The organism is Aeromonas sp. 25-AL00135 (assembly GCF_054052385.1).
In genome coordinates this window covers 12,882-31,275 of the sequence record NZ_JBSTYQ010000007.1, presented here as the reverse complement: position 1 = coordinate 31,275, position 18,394 = coordinate 12,882, and the positions used below count along the sequence as shown (strand labels likewise).

General features: G+C 57.3%; 18 protein-coding genes. 6 read left to right on the top strand and 12 right to left on the bottom strand.

Annotation, left to right across the window (positions count from 1 at the left end):
* Window positions 1-100: 100 nt before the first annotated feature.
* The 3 genes from ACW5XC_RS07940 (at window position 101) to ACW5XC_RS07930 (ending at window position 2,428) form a co-directional block, all read left to right on the top strand.
* Window positions 101-277: a hypothetical protein gene (locus ACW5XC_RS07940; RefSeq protein ID WP_005336463.1), complete on the top strand. Its 177-nt coding sequence runs from the start codon at window positions 101-103 to the stop codon at window positions 275-277.
* A 150-nt stretch (window positions 278-427) separates the two neighbouring features.
* A complete protein-coding gene (locus ACW5XC_RS07935; protein WP_042053440.1) occupies window positions 428-1,696 on the top strand; it encodes an O-acetylhomoserine aminocarboxypropyltransferase/cysteine synthase family protein in 1,269 nt (422 codons plus the stop codon).
* Window positions 1,697-1,801: 105 nt separating this feature from the next.
* Complete coding sequence (locus ACW5XC_RS07930; protein WP_042053439.1) at window positions 1,802-2,428, top strand: glutathione S-transferase family protein; 627 nt, start codon at window positions 1,802-1,804, stop codon at window positions 2,426-2,428.
* A gap of 64 nt (window positions 2,429-2,492) precedes the next feature.
* On the opposite strand, the gene ACW5XC_RS07925 is transcribed toward ACW5XC_RS07930, so the two are convergent.
* Both ACW5XC_RS07925 and ACW5XC_RS07920 read right to left on the bottom strand, forming a co-directional pair.
* Entirely contained in the window at window positions 2,493-3,392 is a 900-nt protein-coding gene (locus tag ACW5XC_RS07925; protein ID WP_042053438.1) for a DMT family transporter, read from the bottom strand.
* Window positions 3,393-3,529: 137 nt separating this feature from the next.
* Window positions 3,530-3,970, bottom strand: coding sequence for a DUF2214 family protein (locus ACW5XC_RS07920; RefSeq protein WP_005355246.1), 441 nt, complete (start codon window positions 3,968-3,970; stop codon window positions 3,530-3,532).
* 83 nt (window positions 3,971-4,053) lie between these two features.
* Here ACW5XC_RS07920 and ACW5XC_RS07915 point away from each other — a divergent pair, with 83 nt between their 5' ends.
* Window positions 4,054-5,688: a sensor domain-containing diguanylate cyclase gene (locus ACW5XC_RS07915; protein ID WP_042053436.1), complete on the top strand. Its 1,635-nt coding sequence runs from the start codon at window positions 4,054-4,056 to the stop codon at window positions 5,686-5,688.
* A gap of 114 nt (window positions 5,689-5,802) precedes the next feature.
* Here ACW5XC_RS07915 and ACW5XC_RS07910 read toward each other — a convergent pair whose 3' ends face one another.
* The 6 genes from ACW5XC_RS07910 to ACW5XC_RS07885 are packed head-to-tail and all read right to left on the bottom strand — an operon-like array spanning window position 5,803 to window position 11,082.
* A complete protein-coding gene (locus ACW5XC_RS07910) occupies window positions 5,803-6,456 on the bottom strand; it encodes an HAD family hydrolase (protein WP_042053435.1) in 654 nt (217 codons plus the stop codon).
* Window positions 6,457-6,495: 39 nt separating this feature from the next.
* Window positions 6,496-7,503: an ABC transporter ATP-binding protein gene (locus tag ACW5XC_RS07905; RefSeq protein ID WP_042053434.1), complete on the bottom strand. Its 1,008-nt coding sequence runs from the start codon at window positions 7,501-7,503 to the stop codon at window positions 6,496-6,498.
* A gap of 6 nt (window positions 7,504-7,509) precedes the next feature.
* Entirely contained in the window at window positions 7,510-8,286 is a 777-nt protein-coding gene (locus ACW5XC_RS07900) for an ABC transporter permease (RefSeq protein ID WP_042053433.1), read from the bottom strand.
* On the bottom strand, window positions 8,279-9,178 hold the full coding sequence (locus ACW5XC_RS07895; protein WP_042053432.1) for an ABC transporter permease: 900 nt from the start codon (window positions 9,176-9,178) through the stop codon (window positions 8,279-8,281). The genes ACW5XC_RS07900 and ACW5XC_RS07895 overlap by 8 nt, the downstream gene beginning before the upstream one ends.
* A complete protein-coding gene (locus tag ACW5XC_RS07890; RefSeq protein ID WP_042053431.1) occupies window positions 9,178-10,011 on the bottom strand; it encodes an alkaline phosphatase family protein in 834 nt (277 codons plus the stop codon). Before ACW5XC_RS07890 ends, ACW5XC_RS07895 begins: the two co-directional genes overlap by 1 nt.
* Window positions 10,012-10,020: 9 nt before the next feature.
* Window positions 10,021-11,082, bottom strand: a complete 1,062-nt coding sequence (locus tag ACW5XC_RS07885) for an ABC transporter substrate-binding protein (RefSeq protein WP_042053429.1) — start codon at window positions 11,080-11,082, stop codon at window positions 10,021-10,023.
* 264 nt (window positions 11,083-11,346) lie between these two features.
* Here ACW5XC_RS07885 and ACW5XC_RS07880 point away from each other — a divergent pair, with 264 nt between their 5' ends.
* A complete protein-coding gene (locus ACW5XC_RS07880) occupies window positions 11,347-12,111 on the top strand; it encodes a UTRA domain-containing protein (RefSeq protein WP_042053428.1) in 765 nt (254 codons plus the stop codon).
* 40 nt (window positions 12,112-12,151) lie between these two features.
* On the opposite strand, the gene ACW5XC_RS07875 is transcribed toward ACW5XC_RS07880, so the two are convergent.
* Window positions 12,152-12,916 carry a helix-turn-helix domain-containing protein gene (locus ACW5XC_RS07875; RefSeq protein WP_042053427.1) on the bottom strand — a complete coding sequence of 255 codons (765 nt, stop codon included), beginning with the start codon at window positions 12,914-12,916 and terminating at the stop codon, window positions 12,152-12,154.
* 1,276 nt (window positions 12,917-14,192) lie between these two features.
* On the opposite strand from ACW5XC_RS07875, the gene ACW5XC_RS07870 reads away from it, so the two are divergent.
* The gene (locus ACW5XC_RS07870) at window positions 14,193-14,819 is read left to right on the top strand and encodes a porin family protein (RefSeq protein WP_042053425.1); all 627 of its coding nucleotides are present in this window, start codon (window positions 14,193-14,195) and stop codon (window positions 14,817-14,819) included.
* Window positions 14,820-14,905: 86 nt separating this feature from the next.
* On the opposite strand, the gene ACW5XC_RS07865 is transcribed toward ACW5XC_RS07870, so the two are convergent.
* The 3 genes from ACW5XC_RS07865 to ACW5XC_RS07855 all read right to left on the bottom strand — a co-directional run bounded on the left by ACW5XC_RS07865 (window position 14,906) and on the right by ACW5XC_RS07855 (window position 18,321).
* On the bottom strand, window positions 14,906-15,904 hold the full coding sequence (locus ACW5XC_RS07865) for a sensor domain-containing diguanylate cyclase (RefSeq protein WP_042053424.1): 999 nt from the start codon (window positions 15,902-15,904) through the stop codon (window positions 14,906-14,908).
* A 571-nt stretch (window positions 15,905-16,475) separates the two neighbouring features.
* The gene (locus ACW5XC_RS07860) at window positions 16,476-17,288 is read right to left on the bottom strand and encodes a hypothetical protein (RefSeq protein ID WP_042053422.1); all 813 of its coding nucleotides are present in this window, start codon (window positions 17,286-17,288) and stop codon (window positions 16,476-16,478) included.
* Window positions 17,278-18,321 carry a DGQHR domain-containing protein gene (locus ACW5XC_RS07855; protein ID WP_042053419.1) on the bottom strand — a complete coding sequence of 348 codons (1,044 nt, stop codon included), beginning with the start codon at window positions 18,319-18,321 and terminating at the stop codon, window positions 17,278-17,280. The genes ACW5XC_RS07860 and ACW5XC_RS07855 overlap by 11 nt, the downstream gene beginning before the upstream one ends.
* Between the last annotated feature and the right edge of the window lie 73 nt (window positions 18,322-18,394).

The following is an 18,394-nucleotide window of genomic DNA, read 5'->3' as shown; positions in this document are numbered from 1 at the left end:
AAAAGAGGAAATCCTGTTGCTGTAAGTCATCAGTTTTTACTTCCGCATTTTAGCTCAATACTGCTGATGAACGTGAGAACCACAGTAGAGGAGCACCATCATGAGCCACGCCAACCCCCTCAAACCGAACCGGATCCAGCAGACCTTGCGCCGTTACTTCAAGCGGATCCTGCCACGCCCCTTGCCGCTCATCGAGGATCCCATGCAGCAGCTCAACCGCCTGATGCAGTGGGATATGAACCAGATCGATGACAAGGAGTATCGCCGTCGCCTCTGAGTGCGGGCCATGCCAGCCACTCGGGACACGCGTCCCCTGCGGGCGACACTGCTTTGCCGGATCTTGCTGTTTACATCGGCCACGGGCCTGATAGATTGGACGTCTATCCATCTATAAATGCCATAAGCAACATCCAACAAGGAGTGTGTGATGAAAGATGCGACCCTGGCCCTGCACCACGGCTTTTCCAACGACCCCACCACCAAGGCGGTCGCCGTGCCCATCTACCAGACGGTGGCCTACGAGTTCGAGAGCGCCCAGCACGGGGCGGATCTGTTCAATCTGGCGGTGCCGGGCAATATCTACACCCGCATCATGAACCCCACCAACGATGTGCTGGAGCAGCGGATGGCCGCGCTGGAAGGGGGGATTGCCGCGCTGGTGGTCTCGGCAGGTTCCGCCGCCATCACCTACGCCATTCAGGCGCTGACCGCCGCCGGTGACAACATTGTCTCCACACCCCAGCTCTATGGCGGCACCTATACCTTGTTCGCCCACATGCTGCCGAGCTTCGGGGTCGAGGTGCGCTTCGCCAAGGATGACAGCGCCGAAGCCATCGCCGCCCTTATCGACGACAAGACCAAGGCGGTCTACTGCGAGAGCATCGGCAACCCGGCGGGCAATATCGTCGATCTGGCCGCGCTGGCCAAGGCCGCCCACGCCCGCGGCGTGCCGCTTATCGTCGACAACACGGTCGCCACGCCGGTCTTGTGCAAGCCCATCGAACATGGCGCAGACATTGTCGTACACAGCCTGACCAAATATGTCGGCGGCCACGGCAACTCGCTGGGCGGCGTGGTGGTCGACTCGGGCAAGTTCCCCTGGGCGGATCACGCCGAGCGCTTCCCGCAGCTGACCAAACCCGAACCCTCCTACCACGGAGTAGTCTATACCGAGGCCTTTGGCCCGGCCGCCTTTATCGGGCGGGTACGCACCGTGCCGCTGCGCAATACCGGCGCGGCGCTGGCGCCGATGAACGCCTTCCTGCTGCTGCAAGGGCTGGAGACCCTGAGCCTGCGCATGGAGCGCCACGTCGACAACGCCCTGCGGGTCGCCAACCACCTCAAGCATCACCCCAAGGTGGCCTGGGTCAGCTACGCCGGTCTGCCGGGCCACCCGCACTATCTGCTGGCGGAGAAGTACATGGCCGGTCGCCCCTCGGCCATCCTCTCGTTCGGTCTGAAGGATGGTTATGAAGCGGGCGTGCGCTTTTACGATGCGCTCAAGATCTTCAAGCGGCTGGTCAACATCGGCGACGCCAAGTCGCTGGCCTGCCACCCGGCCTCCACCACCCATCGCCAGTTGAGCGAGGAGGAGCAGGCCAAAGCTGGCGTGAAACCGGAGATGATCCGGCTCTCGGTAGGGATCGAGGCGATCGAGGACATACTGGCGGATCTGGATCAGGCGCTGGAGGCCTGAGTCAGTCAGCAAGGGAGCGGGCATCAGCCCGCTCTTTTTTACTGCCGGTGAACCGTCCCCCTCGCCCGCTCGTACACCCGATCCTGCCACCGAATCGAGGTCGTTATGATAGTCCTGCATCACCTGAACAAATCCCGCTCCCAACGCATCATCTGGCTGCTCGAAGAGCTGGGCCAGCCCTATGAGATAAAGGCGTATCAGCGCGATGCCGCCACCTTTCTGGCGCCGCCCGAGCTCAAGGCCATCCACCCTCTCGGCAAGTCGCCAGTCATCGAGTTCGACGGCCGGGTGCTGGCGGAATCGGGCGCCATCACCGAGTACCTGATCGCCCGCTACGCCGCCGATCGGCTGGCACCGGCACCAGATAGCCCCGACTATCCCGAATATCTGCAGTGGCTCCACTTTGCCGAGAGCTCGGGCATTCTGCCGCTGCTGCTCGACATGTTCGTGCGCAAGGATGGCAGCCCGATGCGCTTCCTGCCGGACTACGCCAAGGCGGAGTCTGCCAAGGTGCTGGGCTACCTCAATGAGGTACTGGCGAATCGCCACTATCTGGTGGGGGATCGCCTCTCCGGCGCCGACATCATGAACTCCTTCCTGGTGGATCTGCTGGCGCAAAATGGTCAGCTGGCCCACTTCCCGCACCTGCAAGCCTACTGGCAGCGCCTCAATACCCATCCGGCCCGTCAGAAAGCCATGGAGCTGGAGCGCGAGCTGGATCAGCGCCCCTGATCCAAATCGCCATCATGCAAAACGCCCCGACTGTCGGGGCGTTTTGTTATGCAGCGAGCGCGGTTTACTTGGTCGCGGGCACCTTGTCCCGGCGCGACTTCCACCACCAGCGCAGCCGGATCTGGGAGATGAGCATCCCCGCCAGCATCAGGGCACAACCGGCAATGGCGCGCTCGTCCAGCGTTTCATCCAGCAACAATACGCCACCCACGGCGGCAAAGACAGTCTCCAGACTGAGGATGATGGCGGCGTGGGCCGGATGAGCACCCCGCTGCCCTACCACCTGCAGGGTATAACCCACCCCGACCGACACCAGCCCTGCATAGAGCAGCGCCTGCCAACCGGCCACTGCGCCGCTTAACGTCGGGGTTTCGATAACAAAGGCGGTGGCGAGGCTGAGCAGGCCGCAGACCACGAACTGCACTCCGGCGAGCTTGATGGGAGCAACCCGGTTGGAGTAGTGATCCACCAGCAGCAGGTGAACGGCCCAGAACAGGGCGCCGACCACCTGCAGCAGATCGCCAAAGCCGATGGTGAACTCGTCGGTAACGCTCAACACATAGAGACCGGCCAGCGCGATGATGGCGCCGATCCAGGTATTGAGCCCGCTCTTGTGGCGCAGCAGCAGCCCCAGTACCGGCACCAGAATGATGTAGAGCCCGGTGATGAAACCGGCCTTGGCGGCGGTGGTATAGAGCAGCCCCACCTGCTGCAGGGAGGCGGCGCAGAACAGCACCAGCCCGGCCAGCACACCACCGATCAGCAGTTGGCGATGGTCGCCCGCGACGGCAACAGGTTGTCGGGATTTGAGCCACCAGAGCAGCGGCAGCAGGGAGAGGGCGCCGAGCAGAAAGCGCAGGCCATTGAAGGTATAGGGCCCCATGTGATCCATCCCGAGGCGCTGGGCGACAAAGCCCATACCCCAGATGGTGGCAGCCATCAGCAACATCAGATTGGAGCGCATGGCGATTCTTCCTTAAATCGGCGCGTGACGGGTTATCCGATCCAAGATACCCGCCTCCCTATCCTCTTGTCTCCACTCTTTGTCTTCGCTCTTGCTCTCAACGCGCTGCATCACACTGCTTTTAAGCACCGCGAGTGCTAAAGCAGCGAAGGCTTGGTGAACACGGCCAACAGGGCAATCAGTAGCAGATTGCCCCGCAGGATCCACACCACCCGGAAGTGCTGCTGGATGGAGATCATCGGCGCCTTGCCCAGACGCAGGGCGCGACGCCAGCGGTAGAAGAGGCGGCTGGGATAAACGAGGGAGCCAACAATCAGCAGAAACAGCCCCATCTTGAGGCCGTGGGCAGGATGGGCAAAGATCTCTGCCACCGAGCTGGCATGCTCAAGGGCCAGCAGACACCCGGTGGCAAAGATGGAGAAGAGCGCCAGCGCTGCCACCCCATCTGCCAGCAGCAGGCGGCGCACTCGCAGCATGTTCAGGCCGCGCCGAAAGATCAGATACTCGACACAGAGGGCAAGGATTAGCACCGCTATGCTGCCATAATGAATCATTGAGAGCAGAGTGTGGTTCAGCATCGGAAACATCTCATTTGCTGCCTTTAGACGAGCCGCACCGCATCATATATGCTGGTGCCACCCGAGACGAAAAGGATCTGTTCATGTCCCCCGCCAAGCCCAAGAACACTTGGTCTTTGATCACCCGCATGCGGCTGGGCCTCCTCTTGCTCTTTATCCCTGTGTTGCTGCTCGGCAGCATCTACTACCTGCATATGGAGCGCACCCTGCGCCACGAGCAGCAACAGAACCTGATTGCTCGCAACACCCAGTATTTCCATACCCTGATCGAACCCTATCTGGCGACCCTCAAACGCCAGTTTACGCTCATTTATCAGCAGGTAAATTATCGGGATTTCAGCGGCCCGGAGATCCGCAACGGCGAGCGCTACCTGCAACAGTGGCAGGCCTATCACAAGGTGATGGAGCTCGATTACGTCTATGTAGGCACCGAGCATCGCAAGATGCTGATCCACCCATCCTGGCAGGCCGACGAGAAGTTCGATCCCAGAACCCGCCCCTGGTATCTGCTGGCATCCAGCCATCCCGGACAGATTGTCTGGACTGATCCTTATTACGACTACACCTTGGGCACTCTCACCATGGCGCTGGCCCGGGTGATTGAAGATCCTGACGGCAAGCGGGTTGGCGTACTCTCGTTGGATACCCAGCTCACCCCCCTCGCCAGCTGGCTAAACAGTCGGCATGATCAGAGTCACCATCTGGGCAATGGCTATCAGATCCTGCTCAACCATGACGGACTGGTGCTAGCCCATCCGGATCGTGAACGGGTATTCAAACCCCTCGCTCACCCCGACTGGCTGGCCCGGATGCAACAGCCGCAGGGCTTTTTCCTCGATGATGCCAGCGGCCTGATGGTCTCCTACTACCGCATCCCCGAGCAGCGCTGGATCCTGCTCAGCGTCGAGCCGACTGCCAGCATGCAGCAGGTGATCGACAGCGTCTCCATCAACGTGCAGTTGATGATTGCCGTCGCCTGCATTCTCTATCTGCTGCTGGCCCTGCTCTGGTCCCGTTACTTCCGCCGGATGCTGGGGGAGATCACCCTGCTGATCCGCGCCAGCCGCTCCGGCGGTATCGCCTACAATGGCCGCCGCATGCTGGAGCTGGCCAAGGTCTATGAAGAGATGGATGCCGCCAGCCAGGACTTTGCCCAGATCCGCCTGCAAGCCCATCAGGACAAGCTCACCGGGCTCTACAATCGTCGCTTCTTCGACGAGTGCCTGCAGAAGCAGCTCAACAGTGGCGCTCCCTTCGGGGTGGTGATGTTCGATCTGGATGATTTCAAGCGAGTCAACGATACCCACGGCCATCAGGCAGGGGATGTGGTGCTCAAGCGGGTGAGCAAGCTGGGCATGAATCTGTTCCACGAGTGGGGCTGGTTCTGCCGCTACGGCGGCGAGGAGCTGGTGCTCATCTTCCGTTACGGCGAAGAGCAGCCGATGCTCCCCTCCCTGCTGGAAGCGTTCCGGCTCGGGGTGGAGCAGCTGGAGTGGCGCGAACCCAATCTCACTATCACCATCAGCGGCGGGGTGGCTTTCAGCCGCTCCGGGCTCTCGGCCAAAGAGCTGGTGGAGCTGGCCGACAAGGGGGTCTATCAGGCCAAGCGGGAAGGGAAAAACCGTATCTGCTTCCCGCTGCGCCACCCCCCTCACCAGAGTACCGAGGAGGACATTCCCACCTTTGGCGAGCCCCGACAACAAACCAACGAAGGGTAGCCACAGCGGCCAACATCAACCACAACGCTGTCCGCAAAAACAAAGAGAGAGGCTCCAGCCCCTCTCTTTGTTTTTCGTGCTTCTGTCACACGTTAAGCCTGTGTGGCACGCGACTCAGCGCTGCCACTCCCACAGCGGCCAGCCCAGCTCCTCGGCCTGCTGGCGCAGCGCGGGGGCCGGATTGACCGCATGGGGATGGCTCACCGCCCGCAGCATCGGCAGATCGTTGTGGGAATCGCTGTAGCCAAAGCTACCCTGCCAGAGGTGGTCCCTGCCGGCAAACAGCTGGTTGATGCGGGCCACCTTGCCCTCGCGAAAGCTGAGGGTGCCGCGGGTCTGGCCGCTCAGCATCCCCTCCTCCTCATCGAGCAGGATGGCGACGCAGTGATCCATCCCCAGCATCTTCGCCATGGGGGCCACCAGATGCTCGCCGGAGGCGGAGATCAGCACCAGATCGTCGCCCCGCTCCCGATGCCATTCGATGCGCGCCAACCCCTCGGGGTAGAGGCGCTCGCGCAGCACCTGCTCGGCAAAGCGGGTAGAGAGCGAGTCGAGCCACTGGCGCGTCTTGCCCGCCAGCGGTTGCAGGGTGAAGGCCATGTACTGGTGCATATCCATCTTGCCCTGATGGTAAAGGGACATCATGGCCTGCTCCTCCGCGATCATGCTGGCAGGAGCCAGCTCCTCGGCCACCATGTACTCCAGCCAGAGGCTGGCGGAATCCCCCGCAATCAGGGTCTCGTCCAGATCAAACAGTGCCAGTGCCATGAGGGTTCCTTGCGGTAAGAACGAAAATGAAACGAGGCGTCATGCTACCTCACAGAGTTGATCCCGGGCCACCGCCAGGGTCACGGCACTGCCGGTGGCCAGCAGATCGCCAGCCGAGCGGTTGAGGCAGTCCACCGTCAACAGCCCTGCCTCGCACTCCACCTGATAACGGATCACGTTGCCAAGCAGCTGTTGCTGACGAATGATGCCGGGCAGGCTGGGTTCGCAGCTGGTCACCCCGGCGGGCAGCAGGGTAATGGACTCCGGCCGCAGCGCCAGCTTCCCCTGAAAACGGGGACCGAACAGCGACTTGCCCTGCTCTGCACCAAGCAGGTTGTAGTTGCCGATAAAGCCCGCCACAAACTCGCTGGCGGGACGGGTATAGATCTCCTCCGGCGTGCCGCTCTGGACGATGGATCCCTTGTTCATCAGGAAGATCCGATCCGACATGGTGAGCGCCTCCTCCTGATCGTGGGTCACGAAGATGGTGGTGAGCTCAAGGCGCTGCTGGATCTCGCGGATCTGCTGGCGCAGGCTGCGGCGGATGCGGGCATCCAGCGCCGAGAGCGGCTCGTCCAGCAGCAGGATCCGCGGCTGCACCACCAACGCCCGGGCCAGCGCCACCCGCTGGCGCTGACCGCCGGAGAGCTCGGCCGGATAGCGGCGCTCGAAACCGATCAGCTCCACCAGCTCAAGCGCCTCCTGCACGCTGGCGGCGAGATCCCGCCCCGGCTGGGGTTTCATTTTGAGGCCGAAGGCAACGTTGTCCCACACCGTCATGTTGGGGAAGAGCGCATAGCTCTGGAACACCATGCCGATGCCGCGCTTCTGGGGCTCCTGCCAGGTGATCTCCTCACCGGCCACCCGCACCTGACCGCCATCCACCGGGGTGAGCCCGGCCAGCGCCCGTAGCAGGGTCGATTTGCCGCAGCCGGAGGGGCCGAGCAGGGTAACCAGCTCCCCCTTGCGAATGCCGAATTCGATCCCCTCGAACACCGGCGTATCGCCGTAGGATTTGTGCAGTTGATTCACTTCTAAATGAAACATCTTGGATCACCGATGAAATCTGTTGGCCGCCCAGGTGAGCAGCAGGGTCAGCAGGAAGTAGCTCATCACCAGCGCACTGGTGAAGTGGCCAGAAGTGGCGCGCATGTTGTAGAGGTAGACCTGCAGGGTCTCGTAACGGGTGCCCACCAGCATGTTGGCAAACACGAACTCGCCGAGCAGGAAAGATAGAGAGAGAAACAGCGCCGCCAGCAATCCCTTGCGCAGGCAGGGGATCACCACCAGCAGGAAGGCGCGCCGACTACTTGCCCCCAGCAGGTGGGCGGCATCCATCAAATCCCTGAGCGGTACCCCTTGCAGGCTGTTGGCCAGCGCCCGGTACATAAAGGGGAGCACCACGGTGAACCAGGTGCCGATCAGGATCCACGGCGTGCCAATAATTGGCAGCGGGCCGTCGGCGTAGATCTGCAGCAGCCCGACTGAGGAGACCACAGGTGGCACCGCGAAGGGGAGCAGGATCAACAGGTTCATCCAGGGATCCAACTTTGGGAAGTAGTAGGCCACCACCAGCACGGTCGGCACCAGCACCAGCGTCCCCAGCAGCAGAGTGGCGAAGCAGACCAGCAGACTGCGTCCAAACGCCGCCAGAAAGCGCGGATCGCCCCACAGCTTGAGATACCAGTCGAGGGTGAAGCCATCCGGCAGCAGGGTCGCCCCCCAGCGGGTGGAGATGGAGTAGAGAAACGTGGCCAACAGCGGCAGCAGCAGGGTGGCGACCAGTCCACCCAGCACCCACTTTGGCCAGCGCGGCGTCAAATCATGCATGGGATTGCCCCTTGTTCACATAGCTCTTTTTCAGCAGCCACTGGTTGGCGGCCGTCACCACTCCCAGCAGCACCATCAGGATCACCGCCAGCGCCGCCGCCATATTGGGCTCGAGGAAGATGTCGCCGGAGACCAGACTGGCCACCCGGATGGTCACCAGATTGAAGTTGCCGGTGGTGAGGGCGTAGGCAGAGGCATAGGCCCCCACCGCGTTGGCAAACAGGATGATCAGGGTGCCGAGCAGCGCAGGCGTCAGCACCGGTAGTGCCACGTGCCACACATACTGCCCCTTGCTCGCCCCCAGCAGCGCGGCCGCTTGCGGCCACTCATCCTGCAGTGCATCGAAGGCCGGGTAGAGCAACAGCAGGGCGAGCGGGATCTGGAAGTAGGTGTAGATGAGAATAAGGCCCGACCCCGAGTAGAGGTTGAAGCCGTCGATCAATCCCCAGGATTTCAGCAGCAGGGTCACTGCACCGTTGATGCCGAGAATGATGATGAAGGCGAATGCCAGCGGCACACCGCTGAAGTTGCCGGTCATGGTGACAAAGGCCAGCAGCACCCGCTTGACCCGCTCGCCGCTGTGGCGCAGCGCCGCAGCCCCGAGGGTGCCGATGGCAAGCCCCGCCAGACTGGCGATACCGGCGATGCGCAATGAGTTGCCGAACGATTGCAGGTAGAAGGGGGAGCTCAAAATCTCCCGGTAGTAGTCGAGGCCCCAGCCATCCGGGGTCTGAAAGCTGCCCACCAGCACCCACACCATGGGGGCGAGCTGGAACAGGATCATCAAGAGGATAAAGGGCAGCAATACCAGTGCAGGCAGCCAGTGGCGGCGCACCTTGTGCTTGGTGGCCACGGGTTGATCCGCGAGGATCTCGGTGGTGGCAGGCATCATCAGTGCACCTCGCGCATAAAGGCGGCCTTGAGCAGCGGTGGCGCTGCCGGCTTGTCGTGGGGAATGCCCAACAGATCGGCCATCAGGGCGCAGAGCTGGGTCTGGGCGATCACTACCCCATCCGGCCAGCGTTCGATAAAGGCATCGCCAAACAGCCAGAGCGGCACGGTGCGCTCTTCGGGCAGGGTGCCGCCGTGGCTCAGATCGTTGTTCATGCCGTGATCCGAGGTGATCACCACCTGATACCCCTCCGCCAGCCACTGGGGCAGCAGGTCGGCCAGCAGGCTGTCCATCCGGCGCGCCTGATTGCGGTACTGGCGGGAGTCGAGGCCAAACTTGTGGCCTGCATCGTCCACCCCCATCGGGTGGATCAGCAGAAAATCGGGATCGTACTGGCTGCGCAGCCATTCCCCATCCATCAGCAGATGGCTGTCAGGATAGTTGTCATCCCAGTAGAAGCTGCCGTGCTGAATGGGCAACTGCTCGTCGTGAGTAAAGCGATCGCGGGCCGCCAGCCAGGGGCTGCTGTTGTAGAGTTCGCTCACCCAATGGTAGGCCGCCGCTGCGGTGCGTTTACCCGCAGCGCGGGCCAGATGGAAGATGGAGTCATGCAGACTGAGACGACTCACCCCGTTGTGGGTGATGCCGCTCACCACCGGCGGCACACCGGTCAGGATGCACTCGTAGAGAGGCCGGGAGAGAGACGGCAGAGCAGCATTCAGGGTCGTATGCAGGCCCCGCCCCGCCTCCACCATGCCACCGAGGTAGCCCATGGAGTGGGCTACCTCGGCTGCCAGACCATCCACAAGTACCACTATCACCTTGTGTTGCACTGGATTCCCTTACTGCATGTTGATCATGACGGTTTCTTGCCACTGGCGCGGCAGGGCTTTGGAGCTCTGCTCCCAGGCGGCGTGATCCTGCACCGGCTTGGCATTGGCGTACTGCTCGGCCGGCAGCAGCTTGGCCTTCACGTCATCCGGCAGAGTCACGTTGCTGCGGATCGGGCGGGCATAGCCGCGGGCCAGGTTGATTTGACCGGCATCGGAGAGGATGTATTCACGGGCCAGTTTGGCGGCGTTGGGGTTCTTGGCCCACTTGTTGATGATGGTGGTGTAACCGGCGATGACGGAGCCGTCGCTCGGGATCACCACATCAAACTTCTTGGGGTCGATCTGGTCGCGGTAGTTGAGGGCGTTGAAATCCCACAGCACACCCACTTCCACCTCACCCTTCTCGATGTTGGCGATGGTGGGATCGTTCAGGGAGAGACGACCCTGCTTGGCCAGCTTGCCGAACAGCTCCAGCGCGGGCTTGAGATTCTTCTCGCTGCCACCGGTGGCATAGGCCGCCGCCAGCACGCCGTTGTTGGCCTGAGAGGCAACGCCCACGTCACCCAAGGTCACCTTGTAGTCGCCACCCAGCAGGGATTGCCAGCTGGTGGGGGCTGCCTTGACCAGATCCTTGTTGATCAGGAAGGCGATGGTGCCGGTATAGGCCAGCATCCAGTGACCGTCGGCGTCCTTGGCCCAGTTGGGAATATCGGCCCAGGTGGAGGGCTTGTAGGGCTGGGTAACACCCTGCTTGACCGCAACCGGACCGAAGGCGCCGCCCACGTCACCGATATCGGCAGTGGCATTGGCCTTCTCGGCGGCGAACTTGGCGATCTCCTGCGCCGAGCTCATGTCGGTATCCTGATGCTTGATGCCGTAGATGCTGCCCAGCTGCTGCCAGGTATCCTTCCAGTTGGCCCAGCTGTCGGGCATACCGATGCTGTGGAGCTGGCCTTCGCCACGGGCGGCCTTTTCGAGATCCGCGATATTTTCGGCTGCATAGCTATTTGTGGCAAACAGCGGTTGGCTGATGGCCACCATGGCCAGTGCACTTGCGATCACGCTTTTCATCATCCCATCCCTCTGGACTAGGTCAGTTAAGGTTCGAGAGGGATGCTAGAGGGGAATTGTGACGGTGGCGGGGCGCTTTAATGGCAGTTTGATGACAATCACCCTGTCATGGCGCTGTCATCCACAGCGGTTACAACTCTGAACCCGAGTGAGGCTGGACTATTCCAGTAAGGGATTGGCCAGCCACCCGCCTTCTGAATAAGCAACAGGGACAAGAGTGTGACCGAGCCGAGATTGAGCGAGCAGAGAGTAAACGAACAGAGCATGGCCGATGGCCGCTTCTCCTCCAAGTGCGAACAGATTTGCCAGACCCTGCGCCGCTATATCGGCAGCGGCCAATTGGGGGCCGGGCAGCAGCTACCCGCCGAACGGGCCCTGAGCGAACGTTTCGCCACCACCCGCATCACCATCAAGGAGGCGCTCTCCAACCTCGAAGCAGACGGCCTTATCTACCGGGCCGAGCGGCGCGGCTGGTTCGTGGCGCCACCCCGCCTCACCTACGATCCCGCCATCCACACCCACTTTCACCAGTGGATCGGCGAGCAGCAGCGCACCGCCGAAACCCGGGTGCTGGCCCACGGCAGCGAGCTAGCCAGCAGTGAGCTGTGCCGCTGGATGGGGCTGGAACCCTTTACTCCACTTTATGAGATCCGCCGCCAGCGGCTGATCGATGGCCGCCCCGTGCTCCACGTCAGCCACCATCTGCTGGCGAGTCGCTTTCCCGATATCGCCAGCGCACCGCTGGCCAGCTCCCTCACCGAGCTCTATCAGCAGCGCTATGGCATAGGCCAGGGGGGCGCGAGTCTCGAGATCACCCCCTCGGCGGCGCGCGGCGCCATCGCCCGCGCCCTCAATCTGGCAGAGGGGAGCGCGGTGCTACGGCTGGTGCGGGTCAACTACGACGAGCGAGGCGGTCTGGTGGATTGTGATATCGAACACTGGCGGCCGGATGCGATCCGTATTTGTTTGGATACGCGAGCATTGCAGCCGATCGCAGGCAAGCTGCAACAAACCCGGGTCGCAGATTAGACTCCAGCCAACAGAGCGGATCCCGCAGGATCCGCCGGGATCAGTTGTCGATATTGGGGATCATGTCGTCGAAGCTCTGGTAGCCGCAGTCGGCCAGTTGCAGCGACATGGTGTAGGTCTTGGCGTGCTCCTGCTGGCCGATGGCGGGGCGGTTGAGCTTGATCTCCTGATGCCAATACTCCTTCATCCGGTCGATCAGCGCCATCGCCTCCCCTTCGTTGAGGTGCAGCTGGCAGAGCGCCATATAGTTGTTCGACTTGTGCATGTTCTCCACCAGATACTCCCCCAGCATCGACATCGCTTGGCGCGCTTGCTGGCGGGCGAAGCGGCTGTGCTGCTCGAAGCTGATCCGCTCGCTGATGAGGAAGTGGTAGCTGTTGTCGATGCCAAGCTGCAGGATGCCGAGCTTCTCCAGCTTGCGCAGATAGAGGTAGCAGGAGGCATCGGTCAGGCCGTACTCCCGCTTGAGATCGATCAACGTCTTGTCGCGCCAGAAGATATTGGCGAGAAAAGCGTAGAGCCCCGGCTCATTGTGAAACGCCTCGTCCTGCTCCTGGGTAAAGACGGCGCGGCGGCTCTGGGCGTCCTGAGTGCGATCCAGCAACTCCTCGAACGAGAGACCCACCAGATGGCAGATCTCCAGCAGAGTATCAAACGGCAGCGAGGGCTTGTTCATCATCCGTTTCACGGTCGCGATGGAGACACCCATGGCTTCTGCCAGGGTCTGATAGCGGATCCCCTTGTCGGTCAGGGTCTTCTTCAGGGTGTCGAGAATATTGTTGGCCAGGGTCTGGCTGTAGGTCATGCCACTCTTCCTTGTTATCGCACTTTCATTGCATGGTTATGCCGAGTCAGCTTCTGACCTGTTTTTACCTTCAAGGCTCAGATATTGACACCGAAAAAACAGCCTAGAGAAAAAATCGCCTACAACACCCATCAGGACAGACCAGTTGAACGATGAGGTCGCAAAATCTGACACCAGACAGTGCATATCTTTCAACCCGCAAACATTTTGCTAGTGCTGCATAGAACATCGCGCATAATCGAAACGTATCGAATTCAAGACCCTTCCTGGTTGAGAAATCGATTGTTTGCTTCCAAATTTTTATCTTTTAAACCGTAAGGTTTTTTCTCTTTCCTGGCATTGGGCGGCGCTGATAGCACCGCCCTTTTCTTTTCCCTGAATTCGCAAGTCAGGTCAAGGGCCCCGGTAAGGGGAAGTGTCACCGGCCACCCGCCGCCCACTGATGCGCCAGTCACCACGACCGTTCTGGCAAGGTATCCTAAACGGCCACCAATACCGTCTCATTGCCATTCAATATATTTAAATGGCCTGCTTGGAAAGCTTCGTAAAATATAGGAGCGAATATAATCAAGTTATTTAAAACGCCAAAAACCTATCTTTTAAATGGCTTGTATATATAAGCAAACAAAATTAATCAGACCGCACACCCCATATCTGCTTATCACACCTCATGCCCACCCCAACGAGTGCTGCCGGGAGAAATGAAAAGCCACCCACAAACGCCCATTCGCGTATCTGATGGGCAACATAGCCCACGCAAAAGCAGCCTCAAAAGACCACCAAAAGTCGCGATGGGAACAATCCCAAACCTCAAAAAGAGCAAAAAACAGGCAAAAAGATAGATTTTTTTCTCACGGTTTAACCTTGTGACGGGGTCAAAAAATCATCAAAAAGAACCTGATGCCAATCAGTGACATCTGAGATGCCAATTTTTAGACAACTCATCACGGCTACGCTCGAATGAAAATTTAATACCGATACCAATCAATCACATAGAATCAAAACCGAACTCGCAGCCTGTCATTTGCCTCACCAGTTAATTATTTAAACCTCAATAAAGCTAAAACTCTAATAACACCATTTATTAAACAAAATGACCCTGCTTGCAGCCAGTCATATTTAGAAGAATGGGGAAATCACTCTCTTGTTATTCAGAAGTGCGCTGACTATACTGCGGCCCCTCTGTGAAAGCAGAGCAATGACGGAAATATAAAAAGCTTCATGGATTGAGCAATATAAATCACACGCAGTTCACGCAACACAAGGTTATTTATCCATGAACAAGTTTAATAAAATTGCCGCTTTCTCCCTGCTTGCTCTGGCCATGAATGGCGGCGCCCATGCCGAAGGCTGGTATGCAGGTCTGGATCTGACCACCTCCAAGATGGATCTCGATGGTGCTGCCAAAGACGCCTATGACGCCAAAGTGATCGACGACCAGCTCGACGGCGGCAGCCTGATCGTAGGTTACAGCTTCAAACCCTGGCTGGCGGTTGAAGGTGGCCTGCACGCCCAACAGATGGATCAGCTGATTTGGGTGACCTCCCCGATTGCAAGCGGCTTTGCCGACACCACCATCGAAACCCGCAGCATCAGCCTGGCCGCCAAGCTGAGCCAGCCGCTGGCCTGGGGCTTCAGCGCCTATGCCAAACCGGGCATCGCCTACACCCGCACCGAAGTGGAAGTTGTCGGCAACGCCACCATCCTCGGTTTCAGCGGTCAGGGAAGCAAGAGCGCAACCAAGAGCAAGGTACACCCCAATCTGGAAGTAGGTCTGGACTACGCCTTCAACGACCACTTATCTGCCGGTATCGGTTACGAGCGCCAGTTCGACGCCCTGAGCCTGGGTGAAGAGCACTACTCTCTGGATACCTTCAAGCTGGGTCTGCGCTACCACTTCTAAGTCGCGCCGCGTCAGTAACAATGCAAAAGGGCCGCAGGTTTCAAACCTGCGGCCCTTTTTACTGCTCTCTTTCCATACCTTGCGCGTTAGCAGATCTGGTCTTTACCCAGCTGCTTGGCCTGATAGAGCGCCCGATCGGCGCGCACCATCAGGCTCTCCTTCTGCTCATCCTGCTGATACTCCGCCAGCCCGAAGCTCATGGTAGCGGGCGCATGGGGGCAGATGGGCTCGCTCGCCATCAATGCCTGAAACTTGCTCGCCACCACCAGCGCATCCTCGCGGCCGGTGTTGGGTAGCAGCACCATAAACTCGTCACCGCCCCAGCGGGCCAGCAGATCGATCTCGCGGATATGACGGCGTACCAGCGCCACTATGTTGATCAGGGTCTGATCCCCGGCGTTGTGGCCATAGCTATCGTTGATCTGCTTGAAGTTGTCCACATCCATGGCGATCACCGTAAACGGCTGATGGAAGCGGCGCGCCCGCTCGCACTCCAGCTGCAACGCCCGCTCCAGCCGATAGCGGCTGGCGGCGCCAGTCAGGGCATCGGTCTCTGCCAGCAGACGGTTCTCCTCGGCTTTCTGTTGCAGCGCCTCGTTGAGTCGCACCAGCTCGGCGGTGCGCTCGGCAACCTGCTGCTCCAGCGAGTGATTGCGCCGCTCCAGCTGTTCCAGCAACAACTTGCTGGCGTGGATATCGCGATGGGCACCGATCATCCGCGCCACAGACCCATCGGGATTGCGCTCAATGATGCGGCCGCAATCCTCAATCCAGAGGTAACTGCCATCCCGGCAGCGGCAACGGTACTCGGCGCGATATTCGTGGGCACTGCCGCTCAGACAGAGATCGAACTTCGCCATCACAGCCGCCAGATCGTCGGGGTGGATCACGTTCTCCCAGGTGAAGACGGTATTGCCGAGGGAGTGAGGCTCGTAACCCAGCATCCGGTACCAGCCCGGGTTGCGATAGACAAAACCGGTATTGGCATGCCAATCCCAAATGCCATCGCTGGTCACCTCCAGAATGCCATGCACCACGGCCTCGCTGACATCCGAGATCCTGATCGTGTCACTGTCCTGCACCATAGCAGTTATCCTTGTTCTTCCGCCCCGCGCCACCACGGGGAATCGCACTGTTGTCGTGAGGCGCTACCTTGGCATATTGCAACAGATCTGTCAGCCAGAACCCTACCGCACCACCGTTTCCCCGGTTATCGGCCACTCACGGCGCAGGCTGAGTCAGGGTGGCCATAAGTGTGGCTCAAGCGCGCCCCATTTACCGGATTTAACTCACGATTCAGTCATTTGGGGGATGGAATAATCGGGCGGCGCAAGAGGGGTGACCAAGTGCAGCATATTGTGCCAACCCGCTCCCCTCACCCTGACCCTCTCCCAGAGGGAGAGGGGATAAAGCGGCACCGGAAATATGATCGCCAGCCACACAGGTTCGATTAGCGAAGCGTAATCGGACAGCGGTAACGGCATTACTCCCTTCTCCCGTTTATTAGAAAAGGAGGAGAAGGGTCGGTGATGAGGGGAAGGAAAAAGAGATTTCGCGGTAAACGTTGGGCTTCACTACGCTCAGCACCAACCTACACAATCGGTAGGTTGGTGCTGAGCCTGCGAAGCCCAACATACGTAATATTGTTGATTTCACCTATTTATAAAGAGATGTAAGTTTTACAGAGTTACTTAATCCCATACCTTTCACTAACTTATCAATAACATTTACTCTTTCATCTGATAATGGTTGTAGTGTTTGGTCTATGTCTCTGATTAAATTCCTTGATTTTGACAACAACACTATTGGCGTTGCATAAATTGAACTATCTGCATCAAAGCAAAAAGCTAAATACTCATCTCCCAGATATGTATCTATAAGCTCATCAAAAAAAACAGGATCTTTTTTTAATTGAGGAATGACATCATATCCATAATCTGGCTCAATAAATGAGCTAACCCGATAGTTAACGAGCTCTCGATATTCCATTATCCACTCAAAAACATTTTTTCCATCTATATTATTTGTATTTAAGATATCTTTATCTTGATAGATTGTTTTATATGCTTTTATCGTACACTTATGATCACCTCGGACATTTCCAGAATTTACTTTCTTGGGGATAGAGCCCTCTTTAAGCTCCAACGTATAAATATTGCCCATCCCATCCTTGAAAAATATATGGTCAGAAAGAAATAAAACTGCTCGAAGAGAATAAAAAACTGAATAGTATAACTTGACAATTGACCATGATGAATGATTATTCAAAATAGCATATGTTGCCTCCATAAAGCTTAGTAAGGCCTTATAGAATAAGGAGCTAGCATCATATACTGATAGCTCCTTCAGTTTTTCTAAATGAGCCTGAGGCAGCTGGTATGACTTAATAGCCGCTTTAAGTTCAGCTGGGTCTGCATGCTCTATAGAGCTTTCGATAAACTCTTGGCACTTATACTTATCAAAATTCATATTCATCCTGAGATGGCAATGATGATAAGACGTTTTCCTCCAGTAGTTCTTTCACTTTTTTCCTAGCGGTTTTACCATCATGGTTTTTCAATTCATCCCATGTAATTAAACTGGATTCTTCAAGAGCGATTATATTTTTAATCGTATCTGGCGTAAAAGATTTTCTTTCAACGCACTTGGAAATTAAATGCTCGGTTAGAAAGTCTATCGCACCACCAAATCCAGCAGCTTTTACAAATGGATTTTTTGTTTTGCTGATCCATATGTTTTGTTCATCATAGTAATATTTAATACTATTAAAGTAATTATTAAGGAGGTTCTTTTGATTGTCGTACGTTTTAATTTTAAACTTTGAGAATGTACCACTAGGCTTAATATGCTCTTTCAGAGCTTGAATGAACGTTGATAACTCAATACTTCCTACACCTCTCGGATTACCAGGAAATTTTATTTGCTTATAGAATGGAGAGTTAGGATCATCATTCATATCACGAGCTATATCAGCGATACGATTAATTGCATGTGTATCATCATCTTCTATTTCACCAAAGAGGTCATACATCAAGCTTTTAGGAACCGGCTTTTGCTCCGTATTTATATTTAAGAAAATTTTAGCTGCGGACTTTGTTGTTAATCTAGAGCACAGAGTAACCAAAATCTCTTGCTCACCAACAGTTTCATCTTCTTCTAGTGCAGCTTCAAAACCGGCGAGACGATGCTGACCATCAATGACTTGGATTGAGTTTGCAATTACAGGTAACTTTATCTTTCCATTATGCTCTACTGGCTCATGATCTTGATTAGTCCAGTTCAATATGAATGAACTAAAAAATGTATTTCCATCGAGAATGTAAGTTTTAATACTTGAAATCCTGCGGCTATTAAGAACGCGCTGCACTGCACCTTCTTCTTGGTCTTTACCCCTTACTGCAACATAATACATTGGAATCAAGTCCTTTACCTTCATTGAAAAAGTAAAGGCTGGTATTTCACCAAATTCTGTTTTCAAACATTTATAACCTAATTCCTTCATATTCACTCCATTATCCTTTTCTTTATTTCTAATTTTTTGATTTTATTACTTTGTCAGGATTATTTCTACAAAG